Annotated in this window: 16 protein-coding genes; 11 read left to right on the forward strand and 5 right to left on the reverse strand. The window is 60.5% G+C overall.

What is annotated here, in order from left to right; translation table 11 throughout:
- Positions 1–205: 205 nt before the first annotated feature.
- Positions 206–1,795, reverse strand: coding sequence for a Tat pathway signal protein (locus DMP08_RS11120; RefSeq protein ID WP_244596959.1), 1,590 nt, complete (start codon positions 1,793–1,795; stop codon positions 206–208).
- A 150-nt stretch (positions 1,796–1,945) separates the two neighbouring features.
- Here DMP08_RS11120 and DMP08_RS11125 point away from each other — a divergent pair, with 150 nt between their 5' ends.
- From DMP08_RS11125 to DMP08_RS11145, 5 genes are all read left to right on the forward strand, one after another.
- Positions 1,946–2,656 carry a response regulator transcription factor gene (locus DMP08_RS11125; RefSeq protein WP_103264709.1) on the forward strand — a complete coding sequence of 237 codons (711 nt, stop codon included), beginning with the start codon at positions 1,946–1,948 and terminating at the stop codon, positions 2,654–2,656.
- 82 nt (positions 2,657–2,738) lie between these two features.
- Positions 2,739–4,307, forward strand: a complete 1,569-nt coding sequence (locus DMP08_RS11130) for a sensor histidine kinase (RefSeq protein WP_123192975.1) — start codon at positions 2,739–2,741, stop codon at positions 4,305–4,307.
- A 98-nt stretch (positions 4,308–4,405) separates the two neighbouring features.
- Positions 4,406–5,278, forward strand: a complete 873-nt coding sequence (locus DMP08_RS11135; protein ID WP_123192956.1) for a phosphoribosylaminoimidazolesuccinocarboxamide synthase — start codon at positions 4,406–4,408, stop codon at positions 5,276–5,278.
- Between the two features lie 50 nt (positions 5,279–5,328).
- Entirely contained in the window at positions 5,329–5,964 is a 636-nt protein-coding gene (locus DMP08_RS11140) for a hypothetical protein (protein ID WP_123192957.1), read from the forward strand.
- 10 nt (positions 5,965–5,974) lie between these two features.
- Entirely contained in the window at positions 5,975–9,694 is a 3,720-nt protein-coding gene (locus tag DMP08_RS11145) for a phosphoribosylformylglycinamidine synthase (RefSeq protein ID WP_123192958.1), read from the forward strand.
- A gap of 126 nt (positions 9,695–9,820) precedes the next feature.
- Here DMP08_RS11145 and DMP08_RS11150 read toward each other — a convergent pair whose 3' ends face one another.
- Both DMP08_RS11150 and DMP08_RS11155 read right to left on the reverse strand, forming a co-directional pair.
- Positions 9,821–10,993, reverse strand: coding sequence for an Mbeg1-like protein (locus tag DMP08_RS11150; RefSeq protein WP_123192959.1), 1,173 nt, complete (start codon positions 10,991–10,993; stop codon positions 9,821–9,823).
- A gap of 156 nt (positions 10,994–11,149) precedes the next feature.
- Positions 11,150–11,545, reverse strand: a complete 396-nt coding sequence (locus DMP08_RS11155) for a molybdenum cofactor biosynthesis protein MoaE (RefSeq protein WP_114567835.1) — start codon at positions 11,543–11,545, stop codon at positions 11,150–11,152.
- Between the two features lie 416 nt (positions 11,546–11,961).
- Here DMP08_RS11155 and lysA point away from each other — a divergent pair, with 416 nt between their 5' ends.
- From lysA to DMP08_RS11175, 4 genes are all read left to right on the forward strand, one after another.
- Positions 11,962–13,317 (forward strand): diaminopimelate decarboxylase, encoded by a 1,356-nt coding sequence (gene lysA / locus DMP08_RS11160; protein ID WP_123192960.1) that lies wholly within the window; start codon positions 11,962–11,964, stop codon positions 13,315–13,317.
- A gap of 15 nt (positions 13,318–13,332) precedes the next feature.
- On the forward strand, positions 13,333–14,619 hold the full coding sequence (locus DMP08_RS11165) for a homoserine dehydrogenase (protein WP_123192961.1): 1,287 nt from the start codon (positions 13,333–13,335) through the stop codon (positions 14,617–14,619).
- 210 nt (positions 14,620–14,829) lie between these two features.
- Positions 14,830–15,510 (forward strand): orotate phosphoribosyltransferase, encoded by a 681-nt coding sequence (gene pyrE, locus DMP08_RS11170; protein ID WP_114567832.1) that lies wholly within the window; start codon positions 14,830–14,832, stop codon positions 15,508–15,510.
- A 166-nt stretch (positions 15,511–15,676) separates the two neighbouring features.
- Positions 15,677–16,351: an HAD family hydrolase gene (locus tag DMP08_RS11175; RefSeq protein WP_123192962.1), complete on the forward strand. Its 675-nt coding sequence runs from the start codon at positions 15,677–15,679 to the stop codon at positions 16,349–16,351.
- 20 nt (positions 16,352–16,371) lie between these two features.
- Here the strand turns inward: DMP08_RS11175 and DMP08_RS11180 are convergent, their stop codons facing one another.
- Entirely contained in the window at positions 16,372–16,593 is a 222-nt protein-coding gene (locus DMP08_RS11180) for a hypothetical protein (RefSeq protein WP_123192963.1), read from the reverse strand.
- A complete protein-coding gene (metA, locus tag DMP08_RS11185) occupies positions 16,586–17,527 on the reverse strand; it encodes a homoserine O-acetyltransferase MetA (protein WP_123192964.1) in 942 nt (313 codons plus the stop codon). Before metA ends, DMP08_RS11180 begins: the two co-directional genes overlap by 8 nt.
- A gap of 289 nt (positions 17,528–17,816) precedes the next feature.
- On the opposite strand from metA, the gene DMP08_RS11190 reads away from it, so the two are divergent.
- Entirely contained in the window at positions 17,817–18,335 is a 519-nt protein-coding gene (locus DMP08_RS11190; RefSeq protein ID WP_123192965.1) for a hypothetical protein, read from the forward strand.
- A 135-nt stretch (positions 18,336–18,470) separates the two neighbouring features.
- Positions 18,471–19,961 carry a Fic family protein gene (locus DMP08_RS11195; protein WP_123192966.1) on the forward strand — a complete coding sequence of 497 codons (1,491 nt, stop codon included), beginning with the start codon at positions 18,471–18,473 and terminating at the stop codon, positions 19,959–19,961.
- The last annotated feature ends 28 nt before the right edge of the window (positions 19,962–19,989 follow it).

Raw genomic sequence — 19,989 nt, forward strand, 5'->3', positions numbered from 1 at the left:
CCCCCCCCCCTTCTGCGTTCTTGAGCCAGCGCACAAAGCAGGTCCTTTTTGTGCGCATGAACTAGCGATGCAGGTCGGCGCATTGGGGTTTGCGCGACGCCCGAAGACCCTGCGTCAAGGGGAGCGCAGACCCGTCGATTCGTACCAGGTTGCGGGTCGTCTGCCGTAAGTTGCGAGCAGGGAACCGCTTGCAGTTGACTTCCGTCTACGCCGTCGGCGTCCACACGCGCACGCGGCAGCATTTCACGGGTTCGCCGCCAAGCGGAACGTGGTCGATGTTGGCGAACGTGACCACGGTGTCGTGCGATCCGGTGGAGGCAAGATACTCGCCGTAATCGTCGGCCCCGCTCTCCACGTCGAACGCGAAGTACTCGTTGGTCGCAAAATCAACTCCGCATACGGCGGTCGTGGACTTCACCATGAAGTACTTGCCGCACCACGCTGGCGGGGCGGACGGCGCACGCCCGAACCAGAACCACGGCGCGTTGCTGTAGTCGGCGTTCGTTGCGGCAGCGGTTGGGGTGTACGTGCCTACTTTGGAGATGCCGTCGCCGTAGTCGTACCCGGCGTCGAACGAGAACGTGAATCCGGTTTTGCCGTACCCTGCTTCCAGCGGTTTCATCGAAACGGGGAGGGCTAATGAGTCTTTCACATTGCCGGAATTTGCATCGATGCAGGTCAATTGATAGTGAATGGACGAGGTGTCGGTGCGGGGCGTGATGATTACGGAGTCGTTCGACGCATAGGGCGGCGTTGCCATGCGTCCGCGCGAGGTGTATACCACCTCGGTGTCGGATGCTCCCATGGTCGCACGCTTGAGCAGAGAGCTTTCCGCCTTCTTTGCGCCTTTCGGCTTGGGAAGGACTTGCCAGAACGCACGATTTCCAACTGCGGCGATGGACGGCGTCTCGTAGTCGGCGTTGCCTTCCTCAGCCAGTACGGGCTCGCCTATGCCGCTGCCGGCGGAACGCGCTGTGTAAATGCGCCAGATGCCGTCAAGAATGTCTGCTTCGGTCCAAACCAGTCCCGAAGACGTTGCGCGTACATCGTAGATTTCGAAGCCCTCGTCAAGGCCCACGGCCCCTTCCAGAACCGTGGTGGAGACGCCTGATCCCAAGGCCAGCAAGGCAACGTGCGTGAGCGGCTTGGCGCTTTCGGCGGGAAGCAAGCAGGCGGCTACGTGCTCGTCGTTCGCCCACACAAGCGTTCCGTAGGGCAGCTCGTAGCTGCCGGTCAGGCTCATGCGGGTGCTGTAATCGTCCACGCTTGCGAGCGAGTCCGATGAGGTGACGGCGCTAGCGGGGACCTTGAGTACGGTCAGGTCGGCGTCGGGGTCTTTATCCATCTGCTGCGCGACCACGGCGGCTCCGCCGCCGACCGCGGCTAACGCGCCAATTCCCAGTGCGCCGAATAGGAAGTGCCGTCTTGTCAGCAGGATCTCTCCGCCGCTTGGCGTGGGGATGCGCGGGCCGCTCGTATTGACGCCGGTGGCCGCGCGAGGGGTTGCGTGGCTTTTGCTGGGAGAGGTCGTGCGTCGATGAGCTCCGCCGGATTTGACGTTGGCGCTGCCGGTTCCGTATCCGGCAACGTTGCCGACGCTCGGGGCTGCTCCGTGGCTGCTGCCCCCGCTTCCGGTGCCGAATCCTGCGACGTTGCCTACATGCCCGCCGCGCGCATTGGCCTTGCCGCCCGCGTAAAGCGGCGCGCTCTTCGAGGCGGCGCGCCTGTTCGCGCGTCGTTTCGAAGCCGTGCTGGGTTTGGCGTGATTAGCGTGTGTTGATCTGCGGGTTACCATGGTGTTTATTGTGTCATTTCCCGTACAGGTTCAAGTGCCCTCTCGCGTAATTGCTACAATAAACGCAAACACGACCACCGCGTTTTCATCTGGTCGCTTTAGAGAAAGCGGGCCATGGCGGTGGTAGCCACCGAGCTTGAGGAGTGATCCATGAGCAACGAAACACGACGCATCTTGCTGGTTGAAGATGAAAAGGCCATCCGCGACGCGGTGACCGCGTATCTCGAGCGCGAGAATTATTGGGTAACGGCAGTCGGCGATGGCCAGGAAGCCCTCGAAGAATTTTCAAAGCACCATTTTGATCTGGTTATTCTTGACCTGATGTTGCCTCGCGTTCCGGGCGAGCGCGTCTGCCGCGCTATCCGCGACAATTCCGATGTGCCCATTATCATGCTGACGGCCAAGGGCGAAGTCGAAGACCGCATTATCGGTCTGGAGCTGGGCGCTGACGACTATCTGGTAAAGCCGTTCAGCCCGCGCGAACTGGTTGCCCGCGCTCGCGCGCTTCTGCGCCGCGTGCATGCCGATTCGGAGCCTCAGCGCGAGGTTTTGGAGTTCGGCGAGCTTACCATTGACGTTTCGGGCCACAAAGTGCTTGTCAACAATGAGGAAATCGACCTGACCGCGAGCGAGTTCAAGCTGCTCACAACGCTGTCTCGTTATCCGGGTCGCGTGTATTCGCGTATGGAGCTGGTCGAGAAGGTCCTCGGTTACGACTTCGAGGGCTACGAGCGCACCATCGATTCGCACGTAAAGAACCTTCGCGCGAAGATCGGCGACAATCCGCGTAGCCCGAAGTGGCTGCATACGGTGCATGGCGTGGGCTATCGCTTTGAAGACCCCACGAAGGTCTCCCAGTAGCCCGTAGCGCATCGTGAGCGACGCAATTAACGAACAAGCTTCGATCGGAACGTCGGTTTCTTCCGATAGATCGGCAGAGCGCGTGACGGTCGAAGCTGACTCCGGCACAACCGGACCAGTTGTCGTGCCCCATACCGGGGCTGGCAGGAAGCGCGGGCAGAAGATCCTTTCGTGGGAGAACTTGACCTACACGACGCGCGTCACCGCGGCCTTTGGGTTTATCGCCGTGATGACGGCGCTTGTTGCCATTGGCGTGCTTTCCTTTGTTTGGGAGCAGCATTTCCAGACGTATTCCCAAGACAACATGAAGTCGCTAGCCGAAAACACCGCTCACAAAATCGAGGAATCGTACCGCGAGGTCGGCACGCTTTACAGCCGGGATGTGCAGGCTATTGCCGAATACGCTCAAAGCTTGAGCAGCGGCGTGGGCATTGTGGTGGTTGACAACATCGGGCAAGCGGAAGTCTACAACTCCGCCCGGATCAAGATGGGGGATTCTGGCACCCCCGCTCCGAAGGACGGGCCTTCGCTTGACGGGGGGCCGTCGCTTGCGCCGGGCATGAATTCCAACGGCATGGAGCACGCGAATATCGTCGTTGATGGTGTTGCCATCGGGTCCGTGCGCGTATGGGTGTACGGATCGGAGGCTTTGGTAACCCAGGCTGACGAGGAGTTTCGCAACAACTCTTATCAGGCGATGGTGTTTGCCGCGGTGCTGGCCATCGTGCTGGCTTCGTGCATCGGTTTTTTGTTCGCACGTACGCTGGTTGGCCCTATCAACCGCATGACCAGTACGGCAAAAGCTATCAAGGAAGGCGATCTTTCCGTTCGAACCGATTTGCACGGCGAGGACGAGATCGCTCGATTGGGTGAAACGTTCGACGCCATGGCCGACTCCATTGAGCGCGACCGCGAGCTGGAGCGCCGCCTGACCACCGACGTTGCCCATGAGCTGCGTACGCCGCTCATGGCCATTCAGTCGACGGTCGAAGCCATGGTGGACGGCGTGTTCGCTGCCGACGAGGAGCGCCTGGAAACGGTGAACTCCGAAGTTCAACGCCTATCTCGCCTGGTCGATGCTATTCTGCGCCTGTCTCGGTTGGAAAGCCGCTCCACTCCCATGAAGAAGGAAATCGTGGATGTGGGCGAGCTGATCAACGGCATTGTGTCCACGCACGAAGCATTCGTGTCCGACTCCGGGCTTACGCTGTCCTATGAAATGGAGCGCAACGTGTGCGTGCTCGGCGATGCCGACATGATTCGCCAGGCAACCGCCAACCTCATTTCGAACGCGGTGCGTTACACGCCCGAAGGCGGTCATATCTCCGTGCGCGTGAGGCGCGGCGAGATCATGGCGGCTATTCAAGTGGAGGACACGGGCATCGGCCTGTCGCCCGAGGAAGCCAAAATGGTGTTCTCGCGTTTCTGGCGCGCGGACGCCGGCCGTACGCGCGAAAGCGGTGGTTTGGGCATTGGCTTGTCCGTGGTAAAAGAGATCGTGGATCGCCATCACGGATGGGTTCAGGTGGAGGGCGCCAAGGGCAGGGGAGCATGCTTCACCATTCATATTCCGCTGTATAAGGACGAGGGGCAGCAAAAGGGCCAAAAAGCGCAAAAATCACGTGGAAAGTCCCGTAAAGACCAGAAATAGCCATTGAAATAGACGATAATAACGTAGGTTGAGGGAACTATCGCGCGCGAGCTATCCGGCTCGCGCTGCGTTGTTGAGAGAGCAATGAAAGGACCGGCATGACGGGGATTGACATCAAGCCCGATGCGCAGGGTAAAGTGCGCGATCTGTACGACCTGGGCGACAAGCTGCTGCTGGTGGCGACGGATCGTATTTCTGCGTTCGACTACATCCTGGAAGACGAAATTCCGCACAAAGGCGCGGTGCTCACGCAGCTGTCGTGCTTTTGGTTCGAGCTTTTGGACGGCGTGGTGGAAAACCACCTGATTTCCGCCGACGTCGAGGATCTCCCCGAGCGGTTCAAGCCCTATGCCGACTACCTGCGCGGGCGCTTTATGCTGGTCAAGAAGGCCGAGATGTTCCCCTCCGAGTGCATCGTGCGCGGCTATCTGGCCGGCAGCGGCCTCAAGGAGTACCAGAAGCAGGGTACCGTGTGCGGCATCGACTTGCCCGAGGGCTTGGTGAATTCGTCGAAGCTTCCCCAGCCTATCTTCACGCCGTCCACGAAGGCCGAGATCGGTGACCATGACGAGAACATCAGCTTCGAGCGCTTGGTCGAGATCATCGGCGAAGACGATGCGACGCAGCTGCGCGACCTGTCTTTGAAGGTGTACACCACGGCGCGCGACCATGCCGAGAAGCAGGGCATCGTGATTGCCGACACCAAGTTCGAGTTCGGTCGCCTGGACGGCAAGATCATTTTGGCAGACGAAGTGCTGACACCCGACTCGTCCCGTTTCTGGCCGGGCGACGAATACGCCGAAGGCAAGGACCAGCCCAGCTTCGACAAGCAGTTCGTGCGCGATTGGCTGACTGCGAACTGGGACAAGACGGGCAACCCGCCGCGCCTTCCTCAAGACGTTATCGAGAAGACCAGCAAAAAGTACATCCAAGCCTACGAGAAGATCACGGGGCGCGCGTTCGCGTACTAGTCGCGCCCGCTTCGTCGAATCGCAAGTAACCAACAAGGAGCAACACACCCATGACCCAACGCAATCCCATGAACGACCGGTACCAGACTGACGAGCATCAGGGGCAAACGCGCAAAAGCGCCGCATCCGCGAAGCCCAAGTCCAAGGCCGCGGCTTCGGTGCGCGTGCAGCCCACTCAGAAGACCAAGCAGCAGAAGAAGGCCGAGCAAAAGGCCGCTCGCGCAAAGCAGTCGCAGATCGATCGCCAGTACTACAATCCGCCGACGGCCGAGTACAAGAAGCTGCGCAAGATCTGGTGGGGCCTGCTCATCGGTGCCATTGCCCTGACGGCGCTTTCGTGGGTCGGCCGTGCGTTCCTGCCCGAGGTGGGCACCTATATTTCGTTGGGCCTGGCGTACGCCTGCATCATCGGCGCGCTGTACGTGGACTTCTCGAAGATCCGCAAGGTTCGCCGCGCCTATCAAGAAGAGATGATGAGCAAGAAGTCCAAGGAGATGCGCGCGCAGGAAAAGAAGGCCAAGGCTGCTCAGCGCGCCGCGAAGCAGCAGGAGGCTGAAACGCCGGAGGTTGTTGAAGAGGCTCCGAAGAAGCGCGGGTTGTTCGGCAGCGGCTTCAGGCTGAAGAAGGCTGAGGAGATGAAGGCCACCGAGCAGGATGCGAAGCCTGCGCAAGATTCCAAAAAGTAAAGGGGACCCCATGGTTTCTCGTGTCTACGTAGAAAAGAAGCCCGGTTTTGACGTGGAAGCCCAGCAGCTCGCGCATGAGCTGCGCAGCATTTTGGGCGTCGAGGGGCTTGAGAGCGTGCGTTTGGTGAATCGCTACGATGTGGAAGGCGCAAGCGACGAGCTGTTCGCCCAGTGCGTTCCCACCGTGTTCAGCGAGCCCCAGTCCGACGTCGCGACGTTCGCGCTTCCGCAGGCTGACGGTGCGCACGTGTTCGCTGTGGAGTATCTGCCGGGCCAGTTCGATCAGCGCGCCGATTCGGCAAGCGAGTGCATGCAGCTGATCAGCCAAGGCGAGCGTCCTGACGTGCGCAGCGCAAAGGTGTACGTGCTGTCCGGCGACCTTTCGAGCGAGGACGTCGAAGCTATCAAGCAGTACGTGATCAACCCCATCGAGGCGCGCGAGGCGTCGCTCGAAGAGCGCGACACGCTCAAGATGGAGCAGCCCGTTCCCGGCATGGTGGAAACGATCGAGGGCTTCCTTGATTTGGACGAGGCGGGGCTGGCGGCGTTCATAGCCGATCGCGGGTTGGCAATGGATCTGGCCGACATCGTGTTCTGTCAGCAATATTTCGCCGAAGAGGGTCGAAATCCCACCATTACCGAAATCAAGATGATCGATACGTACTGGTCGGACCATTGCCGTCATACCACGTTCGGCACCGAGCTTACGAACGTCGAAATCAACGATGCGGCGGTGCACGCAGCGTTTGAGAAGTATCTTGAGATGCGTCATGAACTGGGACGCGACCATAAGCCGGTATGCCTTATGGACATGGGCACCATCGGTGCTCGGTACCTGAAGGCGAAGGGCGTGCTGACCGGTCTTGACGAGTCCGAAGAGATCAACGCCTGCACCGTGAAGGTGAAGGTCGACGTGAACGGCGAAGAGCAGGATTGGCTGTATCTGTTCAAGAACGAAACGCATAACCATCCGACGGAGATCGAGCCGTTCGGCGGCGCGGCCACCTGCGTGGGCGGTGCCATTCGCGACCCGCTTTCGGGCCGCAGCTACGTGTATCAGGCCATGCGCGTGACGGGCGCGGCCGATCCGCTGGTGCCCGTGTCCGAAACGCTGCCGGGAAAGCTGCCGCAGCGCAAGCTGGTGACCACGGCTGCTGCAGGCTATTCGTCGTACGGCAACCAGATTGGCCTGACCACCGGCCAGGTGAACGAGCTCTACCATCCCGGGTACGCGGCAAAGCGCATGGAGATCGGCGCGGTCGTGGGCGCTACGCCGGCTGACCACGTGCGCCGCGAAACGCCGGCGCCGGGCGACGTGATCGTGCTTCTGGGCGGGCGCACGGGTCGTGACGGCATCGGCGGGGCCACGGGTTCTTCGAAGGCCCACAACCTTGATTCCCTTGAAAGCTGCGGCGCCGAGGTGCAGAAGGGCAACGCTCCCGTCGAGCGCAAGATTCAGCGCCTGTTCCGCCGTGGCGACGCGTGCCGGCTTATCAAGCGCTGCAACGATTTCGGCGCGGGCGGCGTGTCCGTAGCGGTGGGAGAGCTGGCCGACGGCCTGTTCATCAACTTGAACAAGGTTCCCAAGAAGTACGACGGATTGGATGGCACCGAGCTGGCAATCTCAGAGAGCCAGGAGCGCATGGCCGTGGCGCTGGCGCCCCAAGATGTCGATGCGTTCTTGGCGCTTGCGCGCGAGGAGAACCTTGAGGCTACGCCCATTGCCGAGGTTACCGAAGAAGCGCGTGTGCGCATGGTTTGGAACGACAAGACCATCGTGGACGTGAGCCGCGACTTCCTGTCCAGCAACGGCGCGCCGAAGCGCCAGGACGTGCGCGTGGTCGAGGGCGGCCGCTACGAGCGCTCGTGGTCGGGTTCCTCGCTGGCTGAGCGCATGCAGGCGCTCGTCACCGATATCAACGTCTGCTCGAACAAGGGTCTGTCCGAGCGCTTCGACTCCACTATCGGCGCGGCTACCGTGCTCATGCCGTTCGGCGGAAAGCATCAGCTTACGCCGAGCATGGCTATGGTTGCCAAGCTGCCCGTAGATGGCGAAACCACCACGTGCAGCGGCATGTCCTGGGGCTTCAACCCCTACCTGACCGAGGCGAACCAGTTCACCGGTTCGTACGTGGCAGTGGTGGAGAGCGTGGCGAAGCTGGTGGCTGCGGGCTTTTTGCGCAAGGATATGTACCTGACGTTCCAGGAGTACTTCGAGCGCCTGCGCGACGAGCCCGAGCGCTGGGGCAAGCCCGCGGCGGCGGTTCTGGGGTCGCTGATGGCTCAGATCGATCTGGGCGTGGGCTCGATTGGCGGCAAGGACTCCATGAGCGGCAGCTTTGAAACGTTGGACGTGCCGCCTACGCTGGTGTCGTTTGCGACGGCGGTGGGTTCGGTCGAGCGCGCGACGTCACCCGAATTCAAGGCCGCCGGCAATCGCGTAGTGCGCATTGCTCCGCGTTATGCCGAGGACGGCGTCACGCCGCAGATCGCCGGATTGCTGGAGGCTATTGCCCTGGCTGAGCGTCTGATCGGCGATGGCGCGGCTTTGTCTGTGTCTACGCCCGGATATGGCGGCATGGCGGAAGCCCTGTTCAAGATGTGCGTTGGCAATGGCATTGGCGTGAAGCTGGCCGATTGCGTGCAGGCCGATCAGCTGTTCGCTCCCGCTTACGGCAGCTTCCTGGTGGAGATGCCCGCATGCATCGAGTTGCCGGACGCAAGCGACGTCGTATGCGTGTCCGAGCTGGGCCAGACCACCGACGAGTACGTGTTCGAGGCCTCTGGCGAATCGATCGACCTTGCTGGTTTGCAGGAAGCATGGGAGGGCACGCTGGAGCCGGTGTTCCCGTATCGCGCCGAGGGCGAGCCGGTCAAGGCCGTGAGCTTCGCGGGCGGCGCTCCGCTTGTGTACAACGGCACCATCGCGAAGCCGCGCGTGATCATCCCCGTGTTCCCGGGTAACAACTGCGAGTACGATTCGGCCCGTGCATTCGAGCGCGCAGGTGCTGTGGTCGAGACGTTCGTCATCAACAACCTGACGCCCCAGGCTGTTGCCGAAAGCACGGCGGAACTGGTGCGCCTTATCAAGAACAGTCAGATCGTCATGCTTCCGGGCGGTTTCTCCGGCGGCGACGAGCCCGATGGCTCGGCGAAGTTCATCACGGCGTTCTTCCGCGCTCCGGCAGTGACCGAAGCCGTGCGCGACCTGTTGCAGAATCGCGACGGCCTCATGCTGGGCATCTGCAACGGTTTCCAGGCGCTTGTGAAGCTGGGCTTGGTGCCGTACGGCGATATTCGTCCGATGGACGAGGATTGCCCTACGCTCACGTTCAACAACATCGGCCGTCACCAGAGCCGTCTGGTGCGCACGCGTGTGGCGTCGAACCTGTCGCCTTGGATGAGCCGGTGTGAAGTGGGCGACATCCATACGGTAGCGATCAGCCATGGCGAAGGTCGGTTCGTCGCGAGTCCTGAACTGCTCGAACGTATGGCCGCCAACGGCCAGATCGCCGCGCAGTACGTCGACGACCAAGGCGCGCCCTCCATGGGCTTGGATGTGAACCCGAACGGGTCCGCTTGGGCTGTTGAGGCTATCACCAGCCCCGACGGGCGTGTTCTGGGCAAAATGGGGCACACGGAGCGCAGCGGTTACGGTTTGTACAAGAACGTGCCGGGCGACCTGTACCAGCCCCTGTTCGAGGGCGGCGTGGGTTACTTCACGGATTAATCGATACCGCGTACAGCATGTTTGCAGGGGTCGGCGCACTTACGGGGCGCGTCGACCCCTGTTGCGTTGACGGGTCGCTTTTCCTGTCAGGCGGGTGAAGCCGTCGGGGAGATCGTTGGCTTCGGCTTACGAGGCGTTCTTCGTTTTCGGTGCAAGCCAGCCCGCAACGCCTCGTGCTGCGTCGTGGGCGATCAGGTTGGTCAGCGTGCCCAGCGCGTTTACCAGAATGTCCCGGTTCGCCTGGTCAAGGGCTTTGGCGGCTTCGACCAACAAGGTTATGGATTTCACTCCGCCCATCAGGATGTCTGCAGCATCGAGCGCGCTCGATGCTTCGATGGCCTTGAACGCAGCTTCGACTACTTGTCGAGTTTTCTCAGGCGAGAATCCGGCCAGCCATTGCTCCATGATCGCGTGGGTCGAGAGAGCCGAATCTGCCAGCTGATCAGCGTAGACGAAATTGGTTCCCTTGACCTCCCAGTTCAGTACGCTGTGCTGCATCATGCCGTGATCCGCGCTGCGCACAACGTGCAGAGGCAGCTCGCCCGGCGTTTCCAGAAGCATCCCCACGACGCATTCCTGCGGCACCGTTTTGTGCACGCGATCGCGAATAACCGAGAAGGCGCGGTCGTCGACGGCTCCTGCTCGAAAGCCAGGGCCATCGTGGTCGTATATGCGTTCGATGCGCTCTTGGACTTTTGGCGTTGCGTGCAGTGCTGCGTATTCGGCCAGGTTGCCGCCTTTGGAATGGCCGCCCACGAACAGGTGTCGCGGCAAACGGGGCGCGACGGCCTCCAGGTAGCGAACGGCTAGGTCTTGCGCTGGAACGGGGGCTTGGTAGGTCATGTTGAAGTTCTCGCGCCATCCGGTGAACGAGCGATCGGTGCCGCGAAACCCTACGTAGGCGAACTCCCTGCCGTAGACGAACGTCATGGCGGCGAACTGGGTTTGCGCCGCTTCATCGAACACGCTTGCGCAGTCCTGCACGGTCATGTTGCGAAAGCGCGGACTGGCTGCAAGGGCCAGCATGTTGTTTTTCACGGGTCCGGGAACCAGGCCTGTGAACAGGCTGTCGTAAAGCTCCGCTCGCAATGCGTCGGTGAAGCGCACGGGTCGTACGGGATGGAGGCGATCTGCGACGGCTGCTCGAAGGCTCGGAGGTTCGCTCCATGCGCGCTTCATAGGAGCGATGTCTTCCATGCGAACCATGCAGAACTGCGAAAGGGCTGCCGAGTCTACCGGGTTGAACGGCTTCTCATCGAAGGCCGCGAACTCTGTTGCCAGGTAATCGAGGATGTTCATGCGCGCTCCTTCAGGGCAGATCGACCGCTTGGTGCCTGCCTCTAGTGTAGCGCACCAGCTTCCTGCATGCGGTGGGGGCCGCTTTTATATGAAAAGGCCCCGACTGCTGAATGAGCTGCGCAGCCGAGGCCTTGGGAAACGTCGAGCACCGCTGTCCTACGCGTAGATTTCCTTTTCCACCACCAGGTCGTTCTTGATCTTGCCGACCAGTTTCTGCAAGGCGTCGATGCAGTTGGGGCGGATGTCGGCGCCGATCAGAACGTACATGATGGAGTCGCCCACACCCAGCACTCCCTCGTTCAGCCATACGCGCACGTAGTACACGCCCGGCCAGGTCAAAGCTTCCTCGACGGCTGCATCTACGCCGGCGGCGTCGTAGGAGAACTCCACCTGCGCAACGTCGCCCAGTCCTTCGACGCCTTCGCGCACTTGTTGCTTCGGGGTGATGCGAACCACGCCGTTGTGGGTGAGAAACATGCCGCACTGAGCGGCCTTCGGATCCTGCTTCGCCTCCTTGAGCCACTGATCGATAGAGGGTTCCTGCTTGGCCATGAGCGAGCTCCTTTCTGTCTGTGCTGCATAGTATACTCCATTGAGGATTATAGAAGCCATAAAGTCATAGCAAGTTGATAGGTAAAAAGTTGCCTTTTTTGCGGATGAAGCTCAGCCCATATAGGTACGGCGTGCGTGCAAGGCTTCATGTTTGCCGCGCATTCCGGTTCGCTTGAGCCCTGTGCGCCGATGCGGGCTTTGCCTGGAAGCGCGGTGGTCGAAGCGGCCTGGCGGCGCACGGCTTTCTCCGGGCTTTCGGGTATCCATTCTACGAAAATTTACGCTCTGCACCCGGGGAAATGCAGCAAGGCTGGTAGTATGAACCCCAATCACAACAGCCGGCGACGGGCCGGCTCTGCCGACGGGCAGGTCGGCGACATCAAGGGAAGCAAACAGGCAGAAAGGGAGGCGGACCTATGGCTTTGCCTGCATCCGATTTGAGCAAGCAGCCCGACAACCGTACCACCATGGAGTTGGGCGCGGTGCTGCCGCGCACCGCCGAAGTGCGCGACGATCACTTGTACGTAGGCGGGGTCGACATGGTGGAGCTGGCACGCGAACAGGGCACGGCTTTGTACGTCATGGACGAAGCGGACATGCGCAGCCGCATGGAGTCCTACCGCGAGGCGTTCCGCAGCCGCTATCAAAATTCCGATATCGTGTATGCCAGCAAGGCATTTCTCAACAAGGAAGCCGCGCGCATCGTGGCCGACGAGGGCTTGTGCCTCGATGTGTCGGGCGGCGGCGAGCTTGCTATCGCGCGCGCGGCGGGATTCCCGACTGAGCGCGTGTTCATGCACGGCAACAACAAGACGCCGCGCGAGCTGCGCGAGGCGATCGAGGCAGGTGTCGGCCGCATCATCATCGACAGTCGTATCGAGCTCAAGCGCATCTCCGAGATTGCCGGCGAGCTGGGCGTCGAGCAGCCTATCTACATGCGCATCACGCCAGGCGTCGAGGCCGACACGCATCAGTACATCCGCACGGGTTGCGAGGACTCGAAGTTCGGTTTCACCATGCGCGAGGATTTCGCGTTCGGCTGCGTGAAGGACGTGCTGGCTGCGCCGAACGTGCGTTTGGCGGGTCTGCATTGCCATATTGGCTCGCAGATCTTCTCGTTGCATTCTTACCCCGAGGCCGTCGAGGTCATGGTCGATCTCATGGCTCGCATCCAGCAAGAGTACGGTTACCGTATCGAGGAATTGGATGTGGGCGGCGGCCTGGGCATTGCCTATACGGCTGACGATAAGCCGGCTTCCATCGACGAGTTCGCCGAAACGGTGACCTCGTCCGTGCTCGCCGCGTGCCAGAAGTACGGCGTGGCTGAGCCGCGTCTGCTCACCGAGCCGGGCCGCAGCCTGGTGGCTACCGCCGGTGTAACGCTGTATACGGTGGGCATTATCAAAACCCTGCCGAACATTCGCAAGTACGTGGCGGTTGACGGCGGCATGTCCGACAACATCCGCACGGCGCTGTACCACGCCGATTACGAGCCGGTTATCGCCAACAAGGCGGGGCAGCCGCGTACCGAGATCGTCACTATTGCGGGCAAGCATTGCGAAAGCGGCGACGCCGTGGTCATCGACATGCCGATCCAGCATCCTGACCTGGGCGATATCGTTGCTGTCTTCGGCACGGGCGCGTACTGCTACACTATGGCAAGCAACTACAACGGCCAGCCGAGGCCGGCCGTCGTGTTCGTGAGGGACGGCGAAGCGCGCGTGGTTACGCGCCGCGAGACGTACGATGATCTGATGAGCCGGGACATTTAGGAAAGGGAGAGCGACATGGCGGTTAAACTTGGCTTGGTGGGCACCGGCACGGTGGGCGGCGGATGCATTGACATCCTGAAGAACCACCGGGAGGACTTCAAGCGCCACTACGGTGTTGACCTGGAGCTGGTGCGCGTGTGCTCGCGCAATCCCGAACAGGCCATCGAACACGGCGTGGAGGATATCTTCACTCAGGATTACCAGGACATTCTCAATGATCCTTCAATCGATATCGTTATCGAGCTGATCGGCGGCACTACCGTGGCGCGCGATGTGGTGCTGGGCGCGTTGCGCGCCGGCAAGAACGTGGTCACGGCCAACAAGGCGCTCATGGCTACGTATGGCGAAGAGGTCATGCACGCTGCGGACCAGGCGAACAAGGAGATCGCGTTCGAGGCGAGCGTGGGCGGCGGCATCCCCATCATCGATCCGATGAAGCATTCCCTTATCTCCAACGAGATCTCGTCGGTCATGGGCATTGTGAACGGCACGACGAACTACATGCTGACCCGCATGGTCGAAGACGGTTTGAGCTACGACGATGCGCTCAAGGAGGCGCAGCAGAAGGGCTTCGCTGAGGCGGATCCCACCGCCGACGTGGACGGTTTCGACGCTGCCGCCAAGATTGCCATCCTGGCCTCCATCGCATTCAACTCGCGCGTGACCATCAGCGACGTGCATACCGAAGGTATTCGCAACGTAACCACTATGGACCTGGACGCGGCGCGTGATATGGGCTATTGCGTAAAGTTGCTAGCCCTTGCTCACCGTACGGCGCAGGGCATTGACGTGCGCGTGCATCCCACTATGCTGCCGCTGACGCATCAGCTGGCCACGGTCAACGGCGTGTTCAACGCCATTTACGTGACGGGCGATGCCGTGGGCGAGACCATGTTCTTCGGCGAGGGCGCGGGTTCGGGCCCGGCTGCGAGCGCTGTGATGGGCGACGTGCTGGAGGTGGCGCGTCATGTTACGTTGGGCGTGGGACCGCTTGTGGGTTGTACCTGTACCGATAGCCTGCCTATCGTTCCCATGGAAGAGCTCAAGACCAAGTATTACATCCGCTTCAAGGTGGCCGACCGCTCGGGCGTTCTTGCCTCTATGGCCGGCGTGTTCGCCAAGCACAACGTAAGCGTGTACTCGGTGGTGCAGCGCGGCAAGAAGGAAGGCGGCACGGTGGATCTGGTGTACGTGACGCATACCGCGTGCGAGAAGAGCGTGCGCGACGTGCTGACCGAGATCGCGCAGCTTGACGACATCCTGCGCGAGGAGCCCAGCGTCATCCGCGTAGAAGACGAGTAACAGCTAGCTTGCCCGGTTGGCAAGTTGCTCCGATTTTTTAGCAGCGTATGCATGCGGCCCTGACGATATTGATCGTTGGGGCCGCTTCTTGTATCGGGGCGATGCGCGTTGCTCGCGTTTCGAAGCTTTCGCCCGGCTTGATTCTAGTATCATATTCATCGGAAGATCGTGCGCGGGTGGGCCGCGCCGCATACGGATAAGGAGCCGGGCATGGAGCAGTACAAGCAGGAGTTCATCGAGTTCATGGTGGAGAGCAAGGTGCTCAAGTTCGGCGAGTTCACGCTCAAGAGCGGCCGCAAGTCTCCCTTCTTCATGAACGCCGGCGCCTACGTGACGGGCGACCAGCTGCATCGTCTGGGTTTGTACTACGCCCGCGCCATCCATGACAATTTCGGCTTGGACTTCGACGTCGTGTTCGGTCCGGCCTACAAGGGCATCCCCCTGTCGGTGGTTACCGCCATGGGCATTTCCGAGCTGTACGGCAAGGAAGTTCGCTATTGCTCCAACCGTAAGGAAGTCAAGGATCACGGCGCCGATGCGGGCAATTTGCTGGGATCCGACCTGCAAGACGGCGATCGCGTGGTCATGGTCGAGGACGTGACCACCTCCGGCAAGTCCATCGACGAAACGTATCCCGTGCTCAAGGGCGCAGCCGATGTGGACATCAAGGGGCTTATCGTGTCGCTCAACCGCATGGAAGTGGGGAAGGGCGGCGTGGTCACCGCGCAGCAGGAAGTGCAGGAGAAGTACGGGTTCCCCGTGGCGTCCATCGTCAGCATGGCCGAGGTCACCGAGTACCTGTACAATCGCGAAGTGCAGGGAGGCGTGGTCATCGACGACGCCGTGAAGACGGCGCTCGACGCGTATTATCAGCAGTACGGCGTGAAGTAGCCAAGCGCCCGAAGGCAGGCGTTGGCTTCGGAGGTAAATATCCTGCAAATTCGCGCTGCCGGTCGCTCGGCCGGCGGCGAGGGTTTGCTAAGATTTGCCCGAACAAGAAACCCTGCCGCTGTGACGTGCGTTGGTCGCTCGGCGTATCCGCGAAAGGATCCCCCCTATGAACCCATCTTCGATCGGGATCGTGTTCGATTGTGACGGCACGTTGCTCGATTCGATGTGCGTGTGGCGCGAGATGGAAGCCGAACTTGCGCGTCGCGCGAACGTGGCGCTGACTGAAGACGACAAAGACGTGCTGACCACGCTCACTATTCCTGAATGCGGCGCTTTCTTCCATGAGAGATTCGGCTTGGGAGCGTCCGGGAAAGACGTGGAGGACATGGTCGATGAATTCATGCTGGGCTTTTACCGCACGCGCGTCGAGGCTCGTCCGGGGGCGCTTGCGTTCGTGGAGGCTCTTGCCGGCCACGGGGTTCGCATGGCCGTCGCCTCTTCGAGCCCTCAGTCGTATTTGCAGGCTGGTCTGGAGCGTTGCGGCTTTGCCCCGTATTTCGACGCCATCGTGTCGGTTGATGACGTGAACGCGTCGAAGCGCGAGCCCGCTGTTTGGGATCGCGCGCGCGAGGCGATGGGCACGTCGCGCTCCTCTACATGGGGCATGGAGGACTCGGTGTACGCCGTGCGCACGCTCAGCAAGGCAGGGTATCGTACGCTGGGAATCTACGATTGCGATGTTTCCGGCACCTATGAAGAGCTCGCCGAGGCGTGCGACCATGCGGTGCGCGCGTTCGACGAGCTTGACATCGAGGCGTTTTTATCCTGGAACAAGGACTAAGCTCCACGGGTCGGTCCTTGTTATCTCCAAGGGTCTTCCTGGTACGTCGGTTCGGGTGCGGGGGGACGATCGCTGAAAGGGTCGTAGCCGTCGTCGTCTTCGTTCGCGGGGCGCGCGAACGGATCCGTTGATGCAGGTGCGCGCACGCCCCCGTTCTTGTTCGCCGCGTTTGCGATGGGCTTCGTTACGGGGTGCAGCGTGTAGCGCGGCGCTCGTTGCCGCCCTTCCGTTTGCTTACTCATGGACGGAGTCCTCGTCGGTTCCCACCTTGGCCAGATCGTAGGGCGTGGTCTGGTAGACGTAGTAGTTGAGCCAGTTCGTGTACAGCAGCTGCGCATGCGCGCGCCAGGTAGCTTGCGGCATCTGCGTCGGGTCGTCGTTGGGGAAATAGTGCGCGGGCAACGCTACGCCCATGCCCTTCGCCGCGTCCCGTTCGTACTCTTTCAAAAGCGTGTCGTCGTCGTATTCAGGATGGCCGAACGCGAAGAAATGACGGCTGTCCACGCTTTTGGCAAGATACACGCCGGCTTCGTCGGACGTGGCGATCAGCTCCAACTGGGGATGCGCCTCGATATCCTCGGCCCGCACTTCGGTATAGCGCGAATGCGGCGCGCGAAAAACGTCGTCGAAGCCGCGCACCAAGGGCGACGAGGGTTTGTCAACTTGGTGCTCGAATACGCCGGACAGCTTGTTTTCCAATTCGTGCTTCTGAATGCCGTAGTGGTGGTAGATGCCCGCCTGCGCGCCCCAGCAAATATGGAACACCGAGTGCACGTTGGTAGTCGACCAGTCCATGATGGCCGTCAGCTCGTCCCAATAGTCCACGTGCTCGAAGTCGAGCAGCTCGACAGGCGCGCCGGTGATGATCATGCCGTCGTAGCGCTTGTCCTTAATCTCGTCGAACGAGGTGTAGAACGTCGACAGGTGCTCGCCCGACACGTTCTTCGCTTCATGGCTGACGGTTTGCAGCAGCTCTATCTCGATTTGCAGCGGCGTGTTCGACAGCTTGCGCATGATCTGGGTTTCGGTGACGATCTTCGTGGGCATGAGGTTCAGGAGAAGGACCTTGAGCGGGCGGATGTCTTGATGCATGGCTCGGTACTCGGTCATCACGAAGATGTTCTCGCTTTCGAGAACATCGGTGGCGGGCAGGGAATCGGGGATTCTGATAGGCATGGTGACCTCGCAATCTCGTCTGCCGCTTCGTGCGCTGCGGCGGCGCTCAAGGCCGAGTGTTTTGGCTGAGTGTATGATACCGGATAATCAGATGACCTACCTATCCAAAGAAGAGATAACGCGTTATCGGAACGCCCCATTCCTTTTCCAACCTCCCTCGTTTTTCAGCCATACCGCGTTCGTCCGGTCGTTCGTCGTGCATTGCGGGGCGAATCTGCTGGGTAAAATGGATACGATAGGAATGCACTGCGAGGTGCGGTGGCAATACGGTGCGAGACGGGAGGAAGCAATGGCGGGAATCGAGACGCTTATTGCGACAAAGGATACAGGGGATCGTACGCTCTACTGTTTTTTGGCGGGAAGGCTGCGTCTGGAGCCTGAATACGCGCCGTTTGGCTATGATCGGATTCAGCTGTACCTGAACGTGCGCACCGAAAACGATGCGAACGCCGATGCCGCCTCCACCATTATCGCCGACGTCACGCTTACTCAAGGAGATTCCTCGGACGATCACGTGCGCATCATCGATTTCGTTACGCGCAAGGAGGATTTGGGTTGCGGCACGTTCGTGCTGGAGGTGCTGTGCCTGATCGCCGATTACTACGGGTGTCGTGGAATCATGGGGGAGTTGTTCGAGGACGACCTGACGCGCAACAAGGAAAAGACGTTCGCATTCTTCGGTAAACGCGGTTTCGAGGTCTTATGCCAAGAAGATAACAAGGTGCATCCCTATCGCGTGCAGACCACTACGTATCGCGACCGCTTGCCGGAGGGTATCGTCCTTTCGCTTACGGGGTTGGAAAGCTGATTGCTCCACGTGGTTTCACGGCCCATGATCTGCCTATAGCAAATACTTTCTAGTCCTTCCTCGAACCCTTGAACGCCTGGTTGCGCATTTGAGACTATGGCCCAAGAAGGTGATTCTTGAGACGAGGTGAGGATCATGGGGGAGGGTCTTGTGGCAGACGATCAGTCGTTGCTGGGGCGCGCTTTGGCGTTGGCCTCGCAACGTGCCCAAACATTCGACTCCATCGTGGGCGCCCTCGGCGTATCCGCCGATGATTTCTCCTTGTGCTGGATAGTGCTCAACAAGCTGCGCCGCTATCAGGGGAAGGCGCTGCCCGTGCCTTTCGATCCTCATGGCGGCGCGTCCGATTCCGATCGCCCTTCCACGCAAAACTGGTACGCTCCCACGTGGCATCTGAGCAAACTGCTCGAGGAATTCCAGATCAACGAGGGTCTTGCCGTGCATTATGCGCGCATCCTGTCGGATCCCGAAGGCGGTCACTATGAGCTGAGCCTTGCGGCCGAGGAGTTGGCGGCCGCTGCTCGGCTGGAATACGCCGTTGTCGACACGGCGCACCTGAAGCGCGTGTGCGTGCAGGCGTGCGAGCCGAAAAATGCCGTTGAACTGCTTGCCTCGAATGCCGGGAAGATTCTCTTGAACATAGAGGCCTACCGCAACGAGCCCCTTTCCGTTTCGTCCGTCGAATCCCTCTATGCGAAACTGACCGAAGGCGTTTTGGTCAACGAAGCGTGCGATGAAGAGTCCGCCTTCTTCGGCGCCTGCGAGCTTCGCGCTCCCGCGCTGGAGGTTTTTTGCTCGACCATCAAGGGAAACCATGCATTGATGGCCGCGCTCATCGCACTGTACTATTTCAAGACGTTTCGGGTGTTTCCCGCAGGCAATTGCCTGTTCGCCTACTTGTTGTATTTTCTTGTCCTGCATCGTTCGGGCTATCATTTTTCGGCGCACGTCCCCGTGTTCAAGCTGCTGTTTCCCGATGACCAGAATTACGTGGAAGGGCATTCCTTGTCCGGCAGGCCGGAGGACATGCCGGTGCCATGCGACGGGTACTACGACTGGACGGGTTACTTCGAGAAAGTCGTCGCGCTTGTTGTGGACGAGCAGCGGTGGACCATGACGAAGCTCGAGGGCATGCGCCGCAGGCGCGAGCGGTTCCGCTCCATCATCGATGCCGACGAGTCTCTCAATTACCGGCAGAGGGCCGTTCTTTTGGAGGCGCTGCTGCACAGCAATGCGGAATTCACCTACGCCATCCATGTTCGCCGATACGGCATCTCCTACCCGTGCGCTCGAAGCGACTTCGCACGATTGCTCGATTTGGGCTTCTTGCGGCAGGATGACGACGGGATCAGGCATTTCTTCGTGGCGTCCGAGACATTCCATCTTGTGTTTATGGACTATCTGAAAGAACACTGCCCCGAGGCGTTCTTTCGCTGCTACCGCGAAGACGGCTCGTTGCAAGACGAATGCAAAAGCGCCGATGACGCCACGTGCGAATACAACCGGGACGTGGGATTTTACGAAAAGTCCTTGCTGGATAAGACCTATATCGAGCATTACGACTATCGCCGCAGCCGGATTGCAGACTCCGATGGGCCGCAAAGGCGCGGCTGGTCGAAAGGCTAGGCGTTGCGCAGCCATGAATCCGCAGTAC

The sequence above is a fragment of the Paraeggerthella hongkongensis genome, from assembly GCF_003726035.1.
In the GTDB taxonomy this organism is placed as follows: Bacteria; Actinomycetota; Coriobacteriia; order Coriobacteriales; family Eggerthellaceae; genus Paraeggerthella; species Paraeggerthella hongkongensis.

What these genes read in the sequence shown, in the direction of transcription:
- DMP08_RS11120 (WP_244596959.1), bottom strand. Translation starts at nt 1,795, where the DNA reads ATGGTAACCCGCAGATCAACACACGCTAATCACGCCAAACCCAGCACG.
- DMP08_RS11125 (WP_103264709.1), top strand. Translation starts at nt 1,946, where the DNA reads ATGAGCAACGAAACACGACGCATCTTGCTGGTTGAAGATGAAAAGGCC.
- DMP08_RS11135 (WP_123192956.1), top strand. Translation starts at nt 4,406, where the DNA reads ATGACGGGGATTGACATCAAGCCCGATGCGCAGGGTAAAGTGCGCGAT.
- DMP08_RS11140 (WP_123192957.1), top strand. Translation starts at nt 5,329, where the DNA reads ATGACCCAACGCAATCCCATGAACGACCGGTACCAGACTGACGAGCAT.
- DMP08_RS11145 (WP_123192958.1), top strand. Translation starts at nt 5,975, where the DNA reads ATGGTTTCTCGTGTCTACGTAGAAAAGAAGCCCGGTTTTGACGTGGAA.
- DMP08_RS11150 (WP_123192959.1), bottom strand. Translation starts at nt 10,993, where the DNA reads ATGAACATCCTCGATTACCTGGCAACAGAGTTCGCGGCCTTCGATGAG.
- DMP08_RS11155 (WP_114567835.1), bottom strand. Translation starts at nt 11,545, where the DNA reads ATGGCCAAGCAGGAACCCTCTATCGATCAGTGGCTCAAGGAGGCGAAG.
- lysA (WP_123192960.1), top strand. Translation starts at nt 11,962, where the DNA reads ATGGCTTTGCCTGCATCCGATTTGAGCAAGCAGCCCGACAACCGTACC.
- DMP08_RS11165 (WP_123192961.1), top strand. Translation starts at nt 13,333, where the DNA reads ATGGCGGTTAAACTTGGCTTGGTGGGCACCGGCACGGTGGGCGGCGGA.
- pyrE (WP_114567832.1), top strand. Translation starts at nt 14,830, where the DNA reads ATGGAGCAGTACAAGCAGGAGTTCATCGAGTTCATGGTGGAGAGCAAG.
- DMP08_RS11175 (WP_123192962.1), top strand. Translation starts at nt 15,677, where the DNA reads ATGAACCCATCTTCGATCGGGATCGTGTTCGATTGTGACGGCACGTTG.
- DMP08_RS11180 (WP_123192963.1), bottom strand. Translation starts at nt 16,593, where the DNA reads ATGAGTAAGCAAACGGAAGGGCGGCAACGAGCGCCGCGCTACACGCTG.
- metA (WP_123192964.1), bottom strand. Translation starts at nt 17,527, where the DNA reads ATGCCTATCAGAATCCCCGATTCCCTGCCCGCCACCGATGTTCTCGAA.
- DMP08_RS11190 (WP_123192965.1), top strand. Translation starts at nt 17,817, where the DNA reads ATGGCGGGAATCGAGACGCTTATTGCGACAAAGGATACAGGGGATCGT.
- DMP08_RS11195 (WP_123192966.1), top strand. Translation starts at nt 18,471, where the DNA reads ATGGGGGAGGGTCTTGTGGCAGACGATCAGTCGTTGCTGGGGCGCGCT.